The 14853-nt window shown below is 59.7% G+C and carries 16 protein-coding genes; all 16 read left to right on the plus strand.

All coding sequences use genetic code 11. The features are described 5' to 3' along the window. The 16 genes from uppS (at position 1) to yihA (ending at position 14823) form a co-directional block, all read left to right on the plus strand. Positions 1–738 (plus strand): polyprenyl diphosphate synthase, encoded by a 738-nt coding sequence (gene uppS / locus DTQ13_RS07505; RefSeq protein ID WP_227449647.1) that lies wholly within the window; start codon positions 1–3, stop codon positions 736–738. Continuing rightward, positions 735–1505: a phosphatidate cytidylyltransferase gene (locus tag DTQ13_RS07510; RefSeq protein ID WP_248460464.1), complete on the plus strand. Its 771-nt coding sequence runs from the start codon at positions 735–737 to the stop codon at positions 1503–1505. The genes uppS and DTQ13_RS07510 overlap by 4 nt, the downstream gene beginning before the upstream one ends. 95 nt (positions 1506–1600) lie before the next feature. Then, the gene (gene dxr, locus DTQ13_RS07515; RefSeq protein WP_248460465.1) at positions 1601–2785 is read left to right on the plus strand and encodes a 1-deoxy-D-xylulose-5-phosphate reductoisomerase; all 1185 of its coding nucleotides are present in this window, start codon (positions 1601–1603) and stop codon (positions 2783–2785) included. Further along, entirely contained in the window at positions 2778–3863 is a 1086-nt protein-coding gene (gene rseP, locus DTQ13_RS07520; protein WP_103765399.1) for an RIP metalloprotease RseP, read from the plus strand. The genes dxr and rseP overlap by 8 nt, the downstream gene beginning before the upstream one ends. 224 nt (positions 3864–4087) lie before the next feature. Next, positions 4088–6583, plus strand: a complete 2496-nt coding sequence (gene bamA, locus DTQ13_RS07525; RefSeq protein WP_248460466.1) for an outer membrane protein assembly factor BamA — start codon at positions 4088–4090, stop codon at positions 6581–6583. Positions 6584–6667: 84 nt separating this feature from the next. After that, positions 6668–7612, plus strand: coding sequence for an OmpH family outer membrane protein (locus DTQ13_RS07530; RefSeq protein WP_408902116.1), 945 nt, complete (start codon positions 6668–6670; stop codon positions 7610–7612). An 11-nt stretch (positions 7613–7623) separates the two neighbouring features. After that, positions 7624–8655: a UDP-3-O-(3-hydroxymyristoyl)glucosamine N-acyltransferase gene (lpxD, locus tag DTQ13_RS07535; protein ID WP_043560663.1), complete on the plus strand. Its 1032-nt coding sequence runs from the start codon at positions 7624–7626 to the stop codon at positions 8653–8655. 175 nt (positions 8656–8830) lie between these two features. Continuing rightward, a complete protein-coding gene (fabZ, locus tag DTQ13_RS07540) occupies positions 8831–9250 on the plus strand; it encodes a 3-hydroxyacyl-ACP dehydratase FabZ (protein WP_154981692.1) in 420 nt (139 codons plus the stop codon). A 5-nt stretch (positions 9251–9255) separates the two neighbouring features. Further along, the gene (gene lpxA / locus DTQ13_RS07545) at positions 9256–10110 is read left to right on the plus strand and encodes an acyl-ACP--UDP-N-acetylglucosamine O-acyltransferase (protein ID WP_086431108.1); all 855 of its coding nucleotides are present in this window, start codon (positions 9256–9258) and stop codon (positions 10108–10110) included. Continuing rightward, complete coding sequence (locus tag DTQ13_RS07550; protein ID WP_043560655.1) at positions 10107–10958, plus strand: LpxI family protein; 852 nt, start codon at positions 10107–10109, stop codon at positions 10956–10958. The genes lpxA and DTQ13_RS07550 overlap by 4 nt, the downstream gene beginning before the upstream one ends. A gap of 6 nt (positions 10959–10964) precedes the next feature. After that, complete coding sequence (gene gloA, locus DTQ13_RS07555; RefSeq protein ID WP_043560652.1) at positions 10965–11360, plus strand: lactoylglutathione lyase; 396 nt, start codon at positions 10965–10967, stop codon at positions 11358–11360. 174 nt (positions 11361–11534) lie between these two features. Continuing rightward, on the plus strand, positions 11535–11669 hold the full coding sequence (gene rpmH, locus DTQ13_RS07560; RefSeq protein WP_081563011.1) for a 50S ribosomal protein L34: 135 nt from the start codon (positions 11535–11537) through the stop codon (positions 11667–11669). Between the two features lie 2 nt (positions 11670–11671). Next, the gene (gene rnpA / locus DTQ13_RS07565; protein WP_043560650.1) at positions 11672–12022 is read left to right on the plus strand and encodes a ribonuclease P protein component; all 351 of its coding nucleotides are present in this window, start codon (positions 11672–11674) and stop codon (positions 12020–12022) included. Between the two features lie 74 nt (positions 12023–12096). Further along, entirely contained in the window at positions 12097–12249 is a 153-nt protein-coding gene (gene yidD / locus DTQ13_RS07570) for a membrane protein insertion efficiency factor YidD (RefSeq protein ID WP_284438452.1), read from the plus strand. A gap of 124 nt (positions 12250–12373) precedes the next feature. After that, entirely contained in the window at positions 12374–14158 is a 1785-nt protein-coding gene (yidC, locus tag DTQ13_RS07575) for a membrane protein insertase YidC (RefSeq protein WP_248460468.1), read from the plus strand. After that, the gene (yihA, locus tag DTQ13_RS07580; RefSeq protein ID WP_373364570.1) at positions 14158–14823 is read left to right on the plus strand and encodes a ribosome biogenesis GTP-binding protein YihA/YsxC; all 666 of its coding nucleotides are present in this window, start codon (positions 14158–14160) and stop codon (positions 14821–14823) included. Before yidC ends, yihA begins: the two co-directional genes overlap by 1 nt. Positions 14824–14853: the final 30 nt, after the last annotated feature.

The raw sequence follows: 14853 nt of genomic DNA on the forward strand, positions 1-14853 counted from the left end.
TTGTCGGAACTTCACCCTTCTTCCCGCCCGGCTGGCACACTCCCACGTCATGTTGCCGTCATCATGGATGGCAATGGACGCTGGGCCAGAGCACGCGGCGTACCGATCGCACAGGGCCATCGTGAGGGAGGCGAGGCCGTGCAGCGTTGCGTCCGTGCCGCCATGGAGCATGGGGTGGATTATCTGACACTCTATGCATTCTCATCAGAGAACTGGCGCCGGTCCGGTGAGGAGATCAGCGACCTGACAGGGTTGATGCAGTTTTATCTGCGGCATCGTTTCCGGGAGCTGGATGAGCAGGGTGTCCGGCTGCGCATCATTGGTGATCCTGAACGTTTCGGGGTGTCTTTCTGCCGGGAGCTGCGTCGGGCAGAGGAAAAGACACGCCACAATACCCGGCTGACTCTGGCTCTGGCTCTTTCCTATGGCAGTCGTGCGGAGATTGCCGGAAGTGCCCGCCATTTGGCCGAACGGGTCCGGGCGGGCACGCTGGAGCCGCATGAGATTGACGAAGCCCTGTTCGCCAGTGCCCTCCAGACGCATGACATGCCCGACCCCGACCTTGTCATGCGGACGAGTGGGGAGAGCCGACTTTCCAATTTCCTGCTCTGGCAATCCGCCTATGCAGAACTTGTGTTTCTTGACGTGCTCTGGCCGGATTTCGGTGAGAAGGATTTTGCCGAGGCCATGATGCGGTACATGCGCCGTCAGAGGCGTTTCGGTGGGCGGCCAGAATGACAGAGTTGCAGAAACGCATCCTCTCCAGCCTTGTGATTGTTCCGGTGGTGCTCCTCTGTCTCTGGTTTGGTGGATGGGCCTATCGGGTACTGGTGCTGCTCGTCATGGTCGGGATTGTCTGGGAAGGGGAAACCCTGCTTGGCCAGCCGATGAAAAGTCTGCGGGGTGCTCTGCTTCTGCTCTGGCCTCTCTGTGGTGGACTGATCGCCATCAAAGGGCAGTGGTTTGCGGCCTTTTACCTTCTGGTGTCCAGCGTCCTGTTTGGCAGGCGGGCCTGCGGTCCGGTTCTGGTGGCCATGCTGGGTGGTTTTTCCCTGCTCTGGCTGCGGGGGCGGCCTGACGGTTTTTGGGAGACCTTTTTCGTCATTTTCGCCGTCATAGCCAGTGACAGCTGCGCCTACGCCACCGGGCGTCTGATTGGCGGGCCGAAACTGGCCCCGGCCATTTCTCCCGGCAAGACCATTTCTGGCTCGTTGGGGGGCATCGTGGGAGCCGTGATCCTCGGCGGGCTGGTCGGGCACTGGTCGGGTCATGGCTGGTCGTTCTCTGCCTGCTTGACGGGTGGAGTGATTGCCGTGGCGGCCCAGGCAGGCGATCTGCTGGAGAGTGCCTTCAAGCGGCGTCTGGGCGTCAAGGATTCCGGGCGGCTCATCCCCGGTCATGGGGGATTGCTGGACCGGCTGGATGCCCTCCTGCTGGCGGCCCCTGTTGCAGCCATCCTGGCCCTCATGGCCGGAGAGGGGCCATTCTGGCAGCTTTTCCGTTAAGTCTTATTCTGGAGCGGCAGTCTCTGCTATAGGTCTGTCATGAGGCAGACCCGCCATCACGTATCATGTTGAAATCATCAAGGGAGAGGTATTCCATGGGGGGAGGTTCCGGGCGTCGGCGCATTAGCGTGCTTGGCAGTACAGGCAGCATTGGTGTCTCGACAGTCGATCTTCTGAAGCAGCAGGCAGACTCCATCCAGGTGCGGGCTCTCGTGGGGGGAAAGAACGCTGCCCTTCTGGCCGAACAGGCCCGTGAGCTGAACGCCGAGCTGGCCGTCCTGAATGATGAGCAGCATTACGAGGAGCTGAAAGAGCGTCTCGCTGGCACCGGCGTGAAGGTAGCTGCCGGACGGCAGGCTGTCATCGAGGCCGGTGCGCTGGAAGCGGACTGGACGATGGCCGCCATCACTGGGGCTGCCGGCTTGGCCCCCACGCTGGAAGCCGTCCGCAACGGGCACAAGGTGGCTCTGGCCAACAAGGAAGCTCTCGTCTGTGCTGGCAACGTCATGCTGAAAGCTGTGCGTGATGCCGGAGCCGAGCTGCTGCCTGTTGATTCCGAACATAATGCGATCGTGCAGTCCTTGGGCGGAGCGGACATGTCCCTCGTGGAGAAGATCGTCCTCACGGCCTCTGGCGGACCGTTCCGCTGCTCCACGAAGGAGGAGATGGCGAAAGCCACGCCCGAACAGGCCCTGAAGCATCCCACATGGTCCATGGGGGCCAAGATCACGATTGACTCCGCCTCCATGGCCAACAAGGGGCTGGAGGTCATCGAGGCCGCCCGCCTGTTCGATCTGCCGGAACATCAGATAGACGTGCTGGTTCACCCGCAGTCAGTCGTGCATGGCATGGTCTGTTTCCGTGATGGCAGCTTCGTGGCCCAGATGGGGACGGCGGACATGCGGATTCCCATCGCACACACGCTGGCCGCCCCGACCCGGATGCAGACGGGATGCGAGCGTCTGGATTTCGTGAAGCTCGGGCAGATGAATTTCGAGGCAGTGGATGAGGACCGCTTCATCCCGCTGCGTCTGGCGCGTCAGGTCCTGCGGGCTGGTGGCGTGGCCCCGACCGTGTTCTCCGCTGCCAACGAGATTGCCGTGGAGGCTTTCCTCGCCGGGAAGATCCGTTTCCTTGGCATTGGTGAGCTGATTGATGCCAGCCTTCAGGCCATGCCGGAAAACCCGGTGCCGACATCTCTGGAGGATGTCTATCATTGGGACGAAATGGGGCGTGAGCTGGCCCGGACACAGATGAAGCGGATGGTCGGCCATGCATAGTCTTCAGAGTATCCTTGCCGGTCTGGCCGTTTTCGGGATCGTCGTCTTCATTCATGAGCTGGGCCATTATCTGGCCGCACGCTGGCGTGGTGTGCAGGTGACCGTCTTTTCCATCGGGTTCGGTCCTGCACTGACATCATGGAAGGACCGGGTCGGAACACGCTGGCAGATCAGCCTGCTGCCGTTGGGAGGGTATGTCAAACTCCACGGGTTTGAGAACCGTCCCGATGCGCCCCGGGAAGAAGGTGACGAGAATGCCTTCAACCGCAAGTCTGTCCTCTCGCGGGCAATCGTGACGGTGGCGGGGCCTGTCTTCAACTTCCTGCTGACGATCCTTCTGTTCGTGGTGCTGCTGTCCTGCTTTGGCAGGCCGGAGGCCCGGCCCGACATCGGCACGCTGGCCCCGAATGGTGCAGCCATGAAGGCCGGGCTTCAGGTGGGTGACGAGATACAGCGTCTGGACGGGCATCACATCCTGAGCATTGGCGACATCCAGGCGCAGGTGGCGGCCCATCCGGGTGAGGTCATGAAGGTTGGTCTGCTGCGGAAGGGGCAGAGCCTGGAGCTTCCGGTCACGCTGGACCGTATCCAGCAGGGGGGGCATGACGTCGGTCGGCTGGGGGTCGGTTTTGCCGTCAGCCACAGTGCGCCCCTGCCTGTCTACAAGGCTGTTCCGGCGGCCATCGGGCAGACGTGGGACATGTGCGGCAACATGCTGGAGGGAATCTGGCAGATCATCAGCGGGCAGCGGAGCGCCAGGCAGCTCTCCGGGACCATCGGCATCATTCACATGTCCGGGCAGGCCGTGGATTATGGCGTGGCCAGTGCGCTGGGGTTCGTGGCTCTCCTGTCGCTCAATCTTGGCCTGCTGAACCTGTTCCCCGTGCCGATGCTGGATGGCGGCCATCTGCTTTTCTATGCTTTTGAGGCAGTTCTGGGGCGGCCTCTCTCCGAGCGGACACAGAGCTATGCCCTCCAGTTCGGGCTGCTGCTGGTCGTGGGGCTTTTCATTTTCTCAACGGTGAATGATCTCAGAGGGTTGGGAGTTTTTCACTGGTTGTTTGCACATGGGGGTTGATCTTTCCCCCTCCAATGATGGAAAAGACCTTCTAGGGTAGAGTATATAACTGAAACAGGCAGCTCCCTTCATTGTGATGTCGTGGGAGTCTGTCTGGTGCGGTTGTGCGTATGGGACTGTCTGGACCTCCTGCATCAGGGTTGTGTGGCGGGATGGCCGTTCGTAGAAATTTGGGACGAGGAATACCGGTTTTGTCAGGATTGCGTACGAAAAGGTTCCGGCCGATGGCCGTTCGACTGGCTCTGCTGGCTTCTGTCTGTACGGCACCGGCTTTGCTCTGTGCGGCAGAGGCAGCCCCCCAGAAGGGGCGCAGCATCCATCATGCCCGCCGGTCTGCGGGGGATGGCTATGCGCCGGCCGGTGGTCTGATCCAGGCCATCGAAGTCCACGGCAATACCCGGATCGAGACCAGTACCGTCCTTTCCTACATGGTCGTGCAGCCGGGCGACAGTTTTGACCGTGATGCGCTGAACCGTTCGCTGAAGACACTTTACGCTACAGGTCTCTTCAGGGATGTGACGCTGAGGCGTGAAGGCAGCACCCTGCTGGTGGAGCTGACGGAAAATCCCGTGGTGAACCGGATTGTCTTCGAGGGGAACCATGCCCTCAAGGACAAGGACCTGATGAAGGAGATCAGCCTGCGGACCCGTGCCGTCTTTTCGGCCCAGACCGTGGCTGTGGACAGGCAGAAAATCCTGAACATGTATGCGGCCCGTGCCCGCTATGGGGCCACGGTGGTGCCGCAGGTCATCCGTCTGTCCCACAATCGTGTTGATGTGATCTTCAACATCAATGAATCCCAGCAGACACTGGTCCGGAAGATTGCTTTTGTTGGCAATGACAGTTTCAGCGAAGCTGCCCTGTCTCATGTCGTGTCTTCCAAGGAACATGCCTGGTACCGTTTTTTTTCTTCCTCGGATGAATATAACCCGGAGCGTATCCGCTACGATGCGGAACTGCTGAGACGTTTCTATCTGCATAGCGGCTTTGTGGATTTCCACATGGTGGATGCCACGGGTGAGCTCTCTCCGGACCACAAGAGCTTCTACGTCACCTACACCCTGCATGAAGGGCCACGGTACCGTCTGGGCAAGATTGGTGTGCGTTCCAATGTGCATCATGTCACGGCTGACACGATGAAGAGGCACATCGAGGTTTACAAGAACCAGTATTATGACGGTACGGCCGTGCAGGACAATGCGACGGACATGCAGGAGTGGCTCCAGGCCAACGGGCACCCGTTTGCCATGGTCCGGCCTGAGATTGCCCGCAATCCTGAAAAGAAGGTCGTTGACCTGCTGTTTGATATTGTCGAGGGGCCGCATGTTTATGTGGAGCGGATCGACATCAACGGCAATACGATCACACGTGACCATGTGATCCGCCGCAACCTGCCGATGGTCGAGGGCGATGCCTATACGCCGTTCAACCGCAAATATTCCAAGCTGGCCCTTCAGGATATGGGGTATTTCAGTAGCACCAATGTGGACCAGTCCCAGGGGTCTGCGCCGGACAAGGTCAATGTCAGTGCCAATGTGGTGGAGAAGCCAACCGGCGAGTTCTCCCTCGGCGGTGGGTACTCGACCGATGCCGGTATCATGGGGAATCTCGGGTTGAAGCAGCATAACCTGCTGGGGACCGGGATTGATGCCGGGTTCTCCGGTACGGTTGCCTATTATGAGAAACAGGCCGACCTGTCCGTGACGGACCCATACTTCCTCGGGCGCAATTTCGTGGCCGGGTTCGACATTTATACGATCCAGAACAATTACCAGACGTATCAGAGCTATAATGAAGGCCAGTATGGTGCGTCTGTCCGGCTTGGTTATGCCTATAACCGGTATCTTTCCCAGTCCTGGACCTATACGGTCGTGGACCGTCACGTGGGTAACGGTGTGCCGGGGTCGCAGTATCCGGGGTGGGAAGATGACACGCCGTCCGTTTATGTGCGTGATGCCGCAGGCTGGTCGCTCCTTTCCCAGATTGGCACGAACATCACTTATGACCGTCGTGACAACCGCATGAATCCACGGTCTGGCTACGTTCTCAGTGTCGGAGGTGATTTTGCCGGTCTGGGTGGCAACGAGAAATATTACCGTGTCAAAGCCAATGGCAGCTATTATCTGCCGCTGGATGACCTGACAGGCAGCCACAGCTGGGGCTTCCAGTTCAAGGGCGGTGTTGGCTACATGCATGACTGGAGCTCCAGCGGCGACCGCAACATCGTCGACAACTTCTACCTCGGTGGTCAGAACCTGCGCGGGTTCCTCCAGGGTGGTGTCGGGCCCCGCAGCAGTCATTACAAGGCGCCCTGCCACAGCGGTGCCGCCAATACGCCGCTGGGGCAGGCCCGTAATGGCTACTGCCCGGGTGCCGGACAGGAGGACCTGATCGGTGGTACTTTCATGTACACGGCATCTGTCCAGCTGAATTTCCCGCTGCCGATGGGTGACAGCCTTGGCATCTCCGGGCGTGGCTTCATCGATGCCGGTAGTCTTTCCGGCAAGCGTGTGAAGGACCGCAACCATTACCGTAACTGGAACGACCCGTACTATACGCCGATTGGCGGCAGCACCATGACGCCCCGTGTCTCTGGTGGTCTTGGTATTTCCTGGAAGAGCCCCTTCGGCCTGGTCAATATTGACGGTGCGGTCCCGATCCATCGTGAGCATGGGGACAGGCTTTATCCGGTTCGCTTTGGCTTCGGGCAGCAGTTCTGAGGAAAGGTGCAGGCCACGATGCCGGCTTCATTCCGGGCTGGCAGGGTGACCTGGGGGATGCCCATTTTCATAAAGAGGTTTTTCATGTCACGTTTTTCACTGCCTTTGACCCTGATGACCGCGAGTGCTCTGGCTTTCATGGCGGTTGGTTCTTCCGTGGCTGCTGATGGCAATGATGGAAACGGTGCCTGGTTTGTTCCGAAAACGGCCCAGCCATCGGCTCCAGCCGTCTCCCATCATCATGCGGCTCCGGCTGCTGCTCCTGCTCCGGCTGCCGTACCGGACATGGCAGGCCTGGATGACGGTGGTGATGCTGGCGCTCCGGATGGGGAAGGCCAGCAGCAGGCAGCGCCCGTGCTGCCTCTGCCGTCTGTACCGTCTTCTCCGGCTGTTCCGAAGGAAGATGCCCCGCCGCCGGTTGTGCTTGGCCTCATCAGCGTTCAGGGTGTGATGCAGCTTTCCACGGCTGCGCAGGAAATGCAGCAGGTGCTTGGTGAGCGTCGTGACCGTCTGGCCCGTGCGGTGCAGAAGGAAGAGGGCGCCTGGAGGGAAGAGCAGCAGAAGCTTCAGGTTCAGGCTCGCACCCTGACATCCGACCAGCTCCAGCTCCGTGTCCGTCATCTGCAGGAGCGGCGTGCGAAGGATCAGAGGGATTTCAGCAACAAGGCCCGGATCATTCAGGAAGCCTATCAGGTGGCATTCCATCAGATCGAGCGTGTGCTGGAGCAGCGTGATGGAATCATTGCCAAGGTGGCTGCGGCCCATGGCATGAATCTTGTTCTGCATGCCGAGCAGGCTGTCCTGCATGTGGATGGTCAGGACATAACCGAGGAGGTAGCAGACCGTCTGAACAAGGTTCTGCCGCATGTCTTCATTCCGGATGACGGGGTGGACCCGGAGGTTCTGGCAAAATCCGGGAAGATGCCGACAACGGCTGATGAAGAACGCCTGATGAATCAGGCGGCTCCGCAGCAGCCTGCCGAGGCTCCGGCACAGGCCAAGGGGTCCAGCCTGCGTCGCCAGAAGTAAGGGGAAGGGCGATGGTGGCGGACCAGCTCCCGGGTGATTCCCGTTTTTTCAGGCGGTGTGGCCCTTTTGCGTTGAAGCACCTTCTGGAAGTAACGGGAGCGGAGGCCGCAGGTTGCGCTGAGATGGGGGCGTCTTTCGAGGGCGTGGCCCCGCTTCATGCTGCTGGCCCGCAGCACATCTCCTTTCTGGACAACCGCCGCTATCTGCCCCTTCTCAAGGAGACGAAGGCTGGCGCCGTCGTGCTGGCCCCTGCTTTTGCGGACAAGGTGCCAGAAGGCTGTGCCGCTCTGGTTAGTCGGGAGCCCTATCTGGCATGGTCCCGGGTTGCCCGTCTGTTCCATCCTCTTCCGCCTGCACGGGCCAGCCAGCATCCGACGGCTGTCATTGGTGAGAATGTCGTCATTGGTGACCGGGTGGAGATAGGTCCTTTTGCGGTCATCGGCGATGGCGTGCAGATTGGTGATGGCTGTGTCATTGGGCCTCATGCCATGCTGGGGGACCATGTCGTGCTGGGAGATGGCTGTCGGATCGGGGCGCATGTAACTCTCACTCATGCTCTGCTGGGGGAGCGGGTCATCCTGTATCCCGGGGCCCGGATCGGGCAGGATGGTTTCGGCTTTGCGGTGGGGCCTGACGGATTTGAGACCGTTCCCCAGCTGGGGCGTGTCATCCTTGAGGATGGTGTGGAGATCGGTGCCAATTCAACGATTGACCGAGGCTCCATGCGGGATACGGTCATCGGGGCCGGGACCCGGATCGATAATCTGGTGCAGATTGGTCACAATGCCCGTCTGGGTCGGTGCTGCATCGTGGTATCGCAGGCTGGTGTTTCAGGTTCCACCGAGATTGAGGATTTCGTGACGATTGCAGCCCAGGCTGGGCTCATCGGTCATATTCACATTGGCAGCAAGGCCCGTATCGGGGCGCAGTGTGGCGTGATGAATGATGTGGAAGCCGGGGCTGATGTCATCGGCAGCCCGGCCATGCCGTTCAGGGAATTCTTCCGAAATGTGGCGACTTTGCGTAAGCTTTCGCGCAAGTAAGATGATCCAGTTGGTGTTTCGGGATTTTTTTTGGTAATAAGGTGTAGACATTGACTGCCTCTCCCCGCGGGGACAGGGGCGGACGGTTGCATTTTGTTGAAAAAAAAACCGGGAGATGAGATAAGTGGGTGATGCTGCTGGGCAGACACATCAGGTGCCTGAGAGCGTAGATGTGATGCAGATTATGAAGGCGATTCCTCATCGCTATCCTTTCCTCCTGCTGGACCGGATGGAAGAGATCAAGGCGGCGGAATCAGCCGTTGGCATCAAGAACGTGACAGTCAATGAGCCATTCTTCCAGGGGCATTTCCCGGCACGCCCTGTCATGCCGGGTGTGCTCATCGTTGAGGCCATGGCCCAGACGGCGGCCACGCTTGTCGTGCTGACACTGGGCAAGGCCTTCGAGGGCAAGCTGGTCTATTTCATGACGGTGGAGAATGCAAAATTCCGTCGCCCGGTCGGGCCGGGGGATCAGCTGCGCATTCATGTCAACAAGGAACGCGCCCGTGGAACGGTCTGGCGGTTCCGTGGGGTTGCCAAGGTTGATGGAACCACGGTGGCGGAAGCATCTTTCAGCGCCATGATCGTGGACTGATCCTGATGCCAGAACCGGGACAGCGCCCTGGAAAAACCGAGATTCATCCCACGGCTCTTGTGGATCCACGGGCGTCCCTCGGTCAGGGAGTGAGGATTGGTCCCTGGTGCATGGTCGGTGCGGATGTGCGGCTGGGAGATCATGTCCGGCTGCACGCTTCTGTCATGGTGGACGGGCATACGGTGCTGGAGGATGGGGTGGAGGTTTACCCCTTTTCGACCGTAGGCTATCCCCCGCAGGACCTGAAATATGCTGGAGAGCCGACCAGGTGCCATATTGGTGCAGGGACGGTTGTACGGGAGAATGTGACCATCCATCGGGGCACGGCACAAGGCACGGGAGAAACCCGGATTGGCCGGGGCTGCCTGCTCATGGCCAATGCCCATATCGCTCATGATTGTGTGTTGGGTGATGGTGTCATCATCGTCAACAACGTAGTCATGGGGGGGCATGTCCTGATCGGGGACAATGCCAGGATCATGGGCTCTGCGGCCCTGCATCAGTTTGTCCGCATCGGGCATGGGGCTGTTGTCGGAGGGCTGTGCGGTGTGGAGATGGATGTCATCCCGTACGGCAGCGTCCTGGGTAACCGGGCCAGGCTGGTTGGGTTGAACTGGATCGGTCTCAAGCGGTCTGGCGTGGAGGCCAGTGAGATCCAGCAGATGCGTCTGGCGTTCCGGGAGCTTTATCCACGGTCTGGCCGTGGTGGGCCGCTTTTGGGAGAACGCATGGACCAGGTGCGTCAGCGTTATGGTCACATTGAGCGTGTACGGGAAATGCTACGCTTCATGGAGGCTCCCAGCCGCCGTGGGCTGACGCGGCCGGGACAGGCTGGCAGTGACAGGGATGTTGACAGGTGAGCAGGCCTGCACGGGTTGGGATCCTGGCCGGTGGCGGGCCGCTTCCAGCCCAGGTGGCAGAGGCTCTCAGGAAAAGAGGGCGGGAGCCTTTTCTTATAGGCTTCCAGGGTTTTGCTGATGAAGCCCTGCTGGCCCCTTATTCTCATGAAATGATCCGTCTGGCAGCGGCCGGTGCGATCCTTCGGTCTCTGCGTCGGCAGGGATGTTCCGAACTTGTCCTGATAGGACCTGTCCGCCGGCCTTCATGGCGGTCTCTGCGGCCAGATGCGGAGGGGGTGCGCCTGCTGGCCCGGCTTGGGCGTGCCCTGTTTGCCGGTGATGACGGCCTGCTGGCATCCATCATCCGGCTGCTGGAAGAAGAAGGCTTCCGGGTGCGGGGAGCGCATGAATTCCTGGATACGGAGAGCAATCGTTGGGGAGCATGGGGCAGGGTTCCCCCTGACCGTCAGGCCATGGCCGACATTCATCAGGCCGTGCGCATATTGTCTGTCATGGGGCCTCTGGACATAGGGCAGGGATGTGTGGTGCAGAATGGCCTGACACTGGCTGTTGAGGCCCTTGAAGGAACGGATGCCATGCTGCATCGCTGTGGAGGTCTGCGGCAGGATGGGGTGGCTGGTGGGGTGCTCGTGAAAATGCCAAAGGCAGGACAGGAGCTGCGGGCGGACATGCCTGCCATTGGGCCGGTCACTATCAGGAATGCGGCAGCAGCCGGGTTGCGGGGGATCGCCTTTCCCGCACGGCTTACCTTGGTCATGGAGCCAGATCGCTGTATAAAGGAGGCGGATCGTCTGGGACTGTTTCTCTACGGGCTGGGACCAGACTTCCTTTCTGACAAAAGGACATAAAGATATATGAGCATCTATCTTCATACGATGGTCCGTGTGCGGGACCTTGATCGCAGTCTGGCTTTTTATCACCTTCTGGGCATGCGTGAACTCCGTCGGCTGGAGGTGCCGGAGGGGCGTTTCACGTTGGTTTATATTGGTTATGAGGGTAATGCCCGTGGTGAGGCCGAGATCGAACTGACCTATAACTGGGATCAGACCGAGGATTACACACACGGGACAGGCTTCGGGCATTTTGCTGTTGGCGTGCGTGATGTCGCAGCAGCCGTGGACGTGGTCCGCCAGGGCGGTGGGCGTGTCACCCGTGAGGCCGGACCGATGGGCAATACGGGTATTGTCATTGCCTTCGTGCAGGACCCTGATGGCTACAAGATCGAGCTGATTGAAAAGAAGGACGCCTGAGCTCAAAAGCCGGGTACAGCTTCGGGATCTGTCCGCTCTGGATGGAATTGCAGGATTGACAGGGCAGGGCCATCCCCTTAAAAGCCACTCCCTGAGTGGAGGGGCGTTACTGGGTGCGTCCTGTTCTGATACACGCCTTCACAGGTGTGTTGTTGAGATTAGAGGATTGAAAAGATGAAGCGCACATATCAGCCTTCCCGTCTGGTTCGTAAGCGTCGCCACGGTTTCCGCACGCGTTCCGCTACTGTTGGTGGTCGTCGTGTTCTGGCAAGCCGTCGCGCCAAGGGCCGCAAGAAACTTTCTGCCTGAGCATGAAACAGCCTGACCGCCTGAAGAAGCGGTCGCAGTTTCTGCGTGTGGCCCGCAAGGGCCATAAGGTCGTGTCTCCCGGGCTGATTGGCCAGGTTCTGCCGGAGCCGGGGGACGTGACGGTACGGGCCGGTTTTACCGTGACCAAGAAGGTCGGTAATTCTGTCGTGCGCAACCGTACCCGTCGCCGCCTGCGGGAGGCTCTCCGCCTGGTGGTGAAAGAGGAAGGCTGTTCTTCCTCTGGTGATCTCGTCCTGATCGGACGCGCCGCAACCAGAAAGCGGCCTTTCCCCCTTCTGAAGCATGACGTGCGTCGGGTTCTGCAGGCCCTTGGCCGGGAAGAGGCAGAATGAGGGCGGCCAGCGGGCTGTTTTCGCTTCTTCTGTTGGGGCTGATAAGGCTCTATCGCCTGTTCCTCAGTCCATTCATGGGACGGCAGTGCCGTTTTTATCCCAGTTGCAGCGTTTATGGCGAGGAAGCCATCCGCCGTCATGGTCCTGTGCGGGGTGGGTGGCTGACACTTTGCCGCATTTGCAGATGCCATCCTTTTCATCCGGGTGGCGTGGACTATCCCCCCTGATCCGCCTCTGATGCTCTGGCAGAAAATGTAAAAAAAATGGCGTGGCTATTGTTTTGAGGACGATTTTACGCCAGTGAAGAGGCAATCTACCCTTCCAGCATGAAGAAAGAGCGGCTCCAGCCCGATGGAAAGTAGCAAACGTATTATTCTGGCCGTCATCCTGTCGGCCATGATCCTGATCGGTTTCAACATCTTCCTTCCGCCGGACAGACACAAACCGGTGGAGGATCAGGGGTCTGCTCCGGCACCAGCGTCTGCCGTGCAGCAACCCGCTCTGGCATCTCCGGCGCCTGCTGGCCCTGTGGATGAGGCGGATGATCACCAGGAACATCGGCTGAAGGTTACGTCATCGGATGTGCAGGGTTCCTTCAACCTTCGTGGTGCACGGCTGGATGATCTGGAGCTGACCCGCTATCGTGAGACGATTGCCAAGGACAGCCCTCTGGTCCGTCTGCTGGACAGGGCAGGCAGTGCCCAGCCGACCTATCTGCTCATTGGCTGGGAAAATGCTGCCGGGTTCACCACCCGTCTACCCAATGACCATTCCCTCTGGCAGGTTGATGGGGAGCAGACCAGCCTGACGCCGGAATCCCCGGTCAGCCTGCATTGGGACAATGGGGCAGGGGTCCGCTTCCTCATTCATCTGGAGCAGGACCACCACTACATGGTGACGGTGCGGCAGGAGGTGGAGAACCATTCCGGCCAACCCGTGTCGGTCTATCCGTTCCAGCGTGTCCAGCGTGACTATCTGCCGGAGGATACCGGTTCCTTCACGGCTTATGAGGGGCCAATCGCCGTCATGAATGGCCGTCTGGCGGACAAGGGGTACAAGTCCCTGCGGACTGATGGCAACGGCCCGGACCATGTGTCATGGACAGACGCCGGAAAAGGCGGCTGGGGTGGCATCACGGATAAGTACTGGCTGACAGCCGTTGGGGCGGATGCGTCTGCCAACGTGCGCATCCGGTACAGCTACCTGCCGGAAGAGCACGGGTCCTATCGTGTGACCTTCACTTCGCAGGAGCCGCAGGTCATTCAGGACGGGGCCCGCCTCGGGCAGGGCAGTTACCTGTTTGCCGGGGCCAAGGAGCCGGGCCTGCTGCGCTATTATGGTCGCAAGCTGGGGCTGCCCCGTTTTGATGACAGCATCGACTTCGGCTGGTTCAGCTTCCTGACGAAGCCGATCCTGTTTCTGCTGCACTGGCTCTATGCGCATATCGGCAATTTCGGCCTTGGGCTGATGGCCATGACGCTGATCGTCAAGATTGTCCTGTTCCCGCTGGCCTCCAAGGCGGCGCAGTCTTCGGCCCGCATGCGCATGATTGCGCCGAAGGTCACGGAGATACGTGAAAAATACAAGAATGATCCGGCAACCATGAACCAGAAGGTCATGGCCATGTATAAGGAAGAGAAGATCAACCCGGCAGGTGGATGTCTGCCCATGCTGATCCAGGCACCGATCTTCTTTTGCCTGTACAAGATGCTCAATCTCAGCATCGATGAGCGCCATGCGCCCTTCTTTGGCTGGATCAAGGACCTTTCCGTACCGGACCCGACCAATCTGTTCAATCTGTTCGGACTGCTGCCGTTTGATCCCACGCACATCTTCTCCTTCCTGCATCTCAGCATCTGGGGGGCGGCACTGGGCATCACCTTCTGGCTGCTCCAGAAGCACAGCATGGTCAGCATGGACCCGGCCCAGGCCCGCATCATGCAGTTCATGCCCATCGTGTATGTCTTCGTGATGTCCAGCTTCCCGGCGGGCCTGCTGGTCTACTACACATGGAACAACGTGCTGACTTTCCTTCAGCAGCATTACATCGAGCGTCGGACCAGCCTGCCCGTGCCGTTGATCGGTCGCAAAGGCAAGGCACCGCGCAAGGGCGGTGAGAAGAAGAAAGGCTCGTGATGGAGCAGATGCAGACAGTCCTGCCCAGCGAGGATGAGCTGGAGGAAGGACGCAGACTTTTTTCAGGTCCCTGTGATTTCTTCTTCGGGGCGCAGACAATCGAGCAGCTGCCCCCGCCCGACCGGGCGGAGGTGGCGTTTGCTGGCCGCTCCAATGTGGGCAAGTCCAGCCTCATCAATGCGCTGACAGGCCGGAAGGCTCTGGCCCGGGCTTCGTCCGAGCCGGGGCGGACCAAGCAGCTCAATTTCTTCAATCTGGGGGGTAGGCTCTCCCTCGTGGACATGCCCGGTTACGGCTTTGCCAAGGCCTCCAAAGCGGTGAAGGAAGATTGGCAGAGGACGATGTTCGCCTATCTGCGGGGCAGGCCGAATCTGGCCCGCGTGATCCTGCTGATTGACGGGCGTGTGGGCCTCAAGGCTTCCGACAGGGAGGTCTGCGACCTGTTGGACAGGGCCGCTGTGGTGTTCCAGATTGTACTGACGAAATGTGATGCTCTGTCGGCTTCCGCTCTGGCCACACGGCAGAAAGAGGTGGAGGCTTTGGCAAAGACTCATGCGGCGGCTTTCCCGCATATTGTGGCAACAAGCAGCACGACATCATTGGGGATTGCCGAGCTGCGTGGCATAATGGCCCGCTTTGCCGAGCCCGCCGGTACACGGCCCTGAAAAGTTTTTCTGTATAGTGAAATGCCCATG

It is taken from the genome of Parasaccharibacter sp. TMW 2.1888, assembly GCF_023167265.1.
Taxonomy (GTDB): domain Bacteria; phylum Pseudomonadota; class Alphaproteobacteria; order Acetobacterales; family Acetobacteraceae; genus Bombella; species Bombella apis.

Bases quoted from the DNA above. Each gene is read 5' to 3' on its own strand.
- DTQ13_RS07510 (WP_248460464.1), top strand. From the start codon at position 735: ATGACAGAGTTGCAGAAACGCATCCTCTCCAGCCTTGTGATTGTTCCG.
- dxr (WP_248460465.1), top strand. From the start codon at position 1,601: ATGGGGGGAGGTTCCGGGCGTCGGCGCATTAGCGTGCTTGGCAGTACA.
- rseP (WP_103765399.1), top strand. From the start codon at position 2,778: ATGCATAGTCTTCAGAGTATCCTTGCCGGTCTGGCCGTTTTCGGGATC.
- bamA (WP_248460466.1), top strand. From the start codon at position 4,088: ATGGCCGTTCGACTGGCTCTGCTGGCTTCTGTCTGTACGGCACCGGCT.
- DTQ13_RS07530 (WP_408902116.1), top strand. From the start codon at position 6,668: ATGTCACGTTTTTCACTGCCTTTGACCCTGATGACCGCGAGTGCTCTG.
- lpxD (WP_043560663.1), top strand. From the start codon at position 7,624: ATGGTGGCGGACCAGCTCCCGGGTGATTCCCGTTTTTTCAGGCGGTGT.
- fabZ (WP_154981692.1), top strand. From the start codon at position 8,831: ATGCAGATTATGAAGGCGATTCCTCATCGCTATCCTTTCCTCCTGCTG.
- lpxA (WP_086431108.1), top strand. From the start codon at position 9,256: ATGCCAGAACCGGGACAGCGCCCTGGAAAAACCGAGATTCATCCCACG.
- gloA (WP_043560652.1), top strand. From the start codon at position 10,965: ATGAGCATCTATCTTCATACGATGGTCCGTGTGCGGGACCTTGATCGC.
- rpmH (WP_081563011.1), top strand. From the start codon at position 11,535: ATGAAGCGCACATATCAGCCTTCCCGTCTGGTTCGTAAGCGTCGCCAC.
- rnpA (WP_043560650.1), top strand. From the start codon at position 11,672: ATGAAACAGCCTGACCGCCTGAAGAAGCGGTCGCAGTTTCTGCGTGTG.
- yidD (WP_284438452.1), top strand. From the start codon at position 12,097: ATGGGACGGCAGTGCCGTTTTTATCCCAGTTGCAGCGTTTATGGCGAG.
- yidC (WP_248460468.1), top strand. From the start codon at position 12,374: ATGGAAAGTAGCAAACGTATTATTCTGGCCGTCATCCTGTCGGCCATG.
- yihA (WP_373364570.1), top strand. From the start codon at position 14,158: ATGGAGCAGATGCAGACAGTCCTGCCCAGCGAGGATGAGCTGGAGGAA.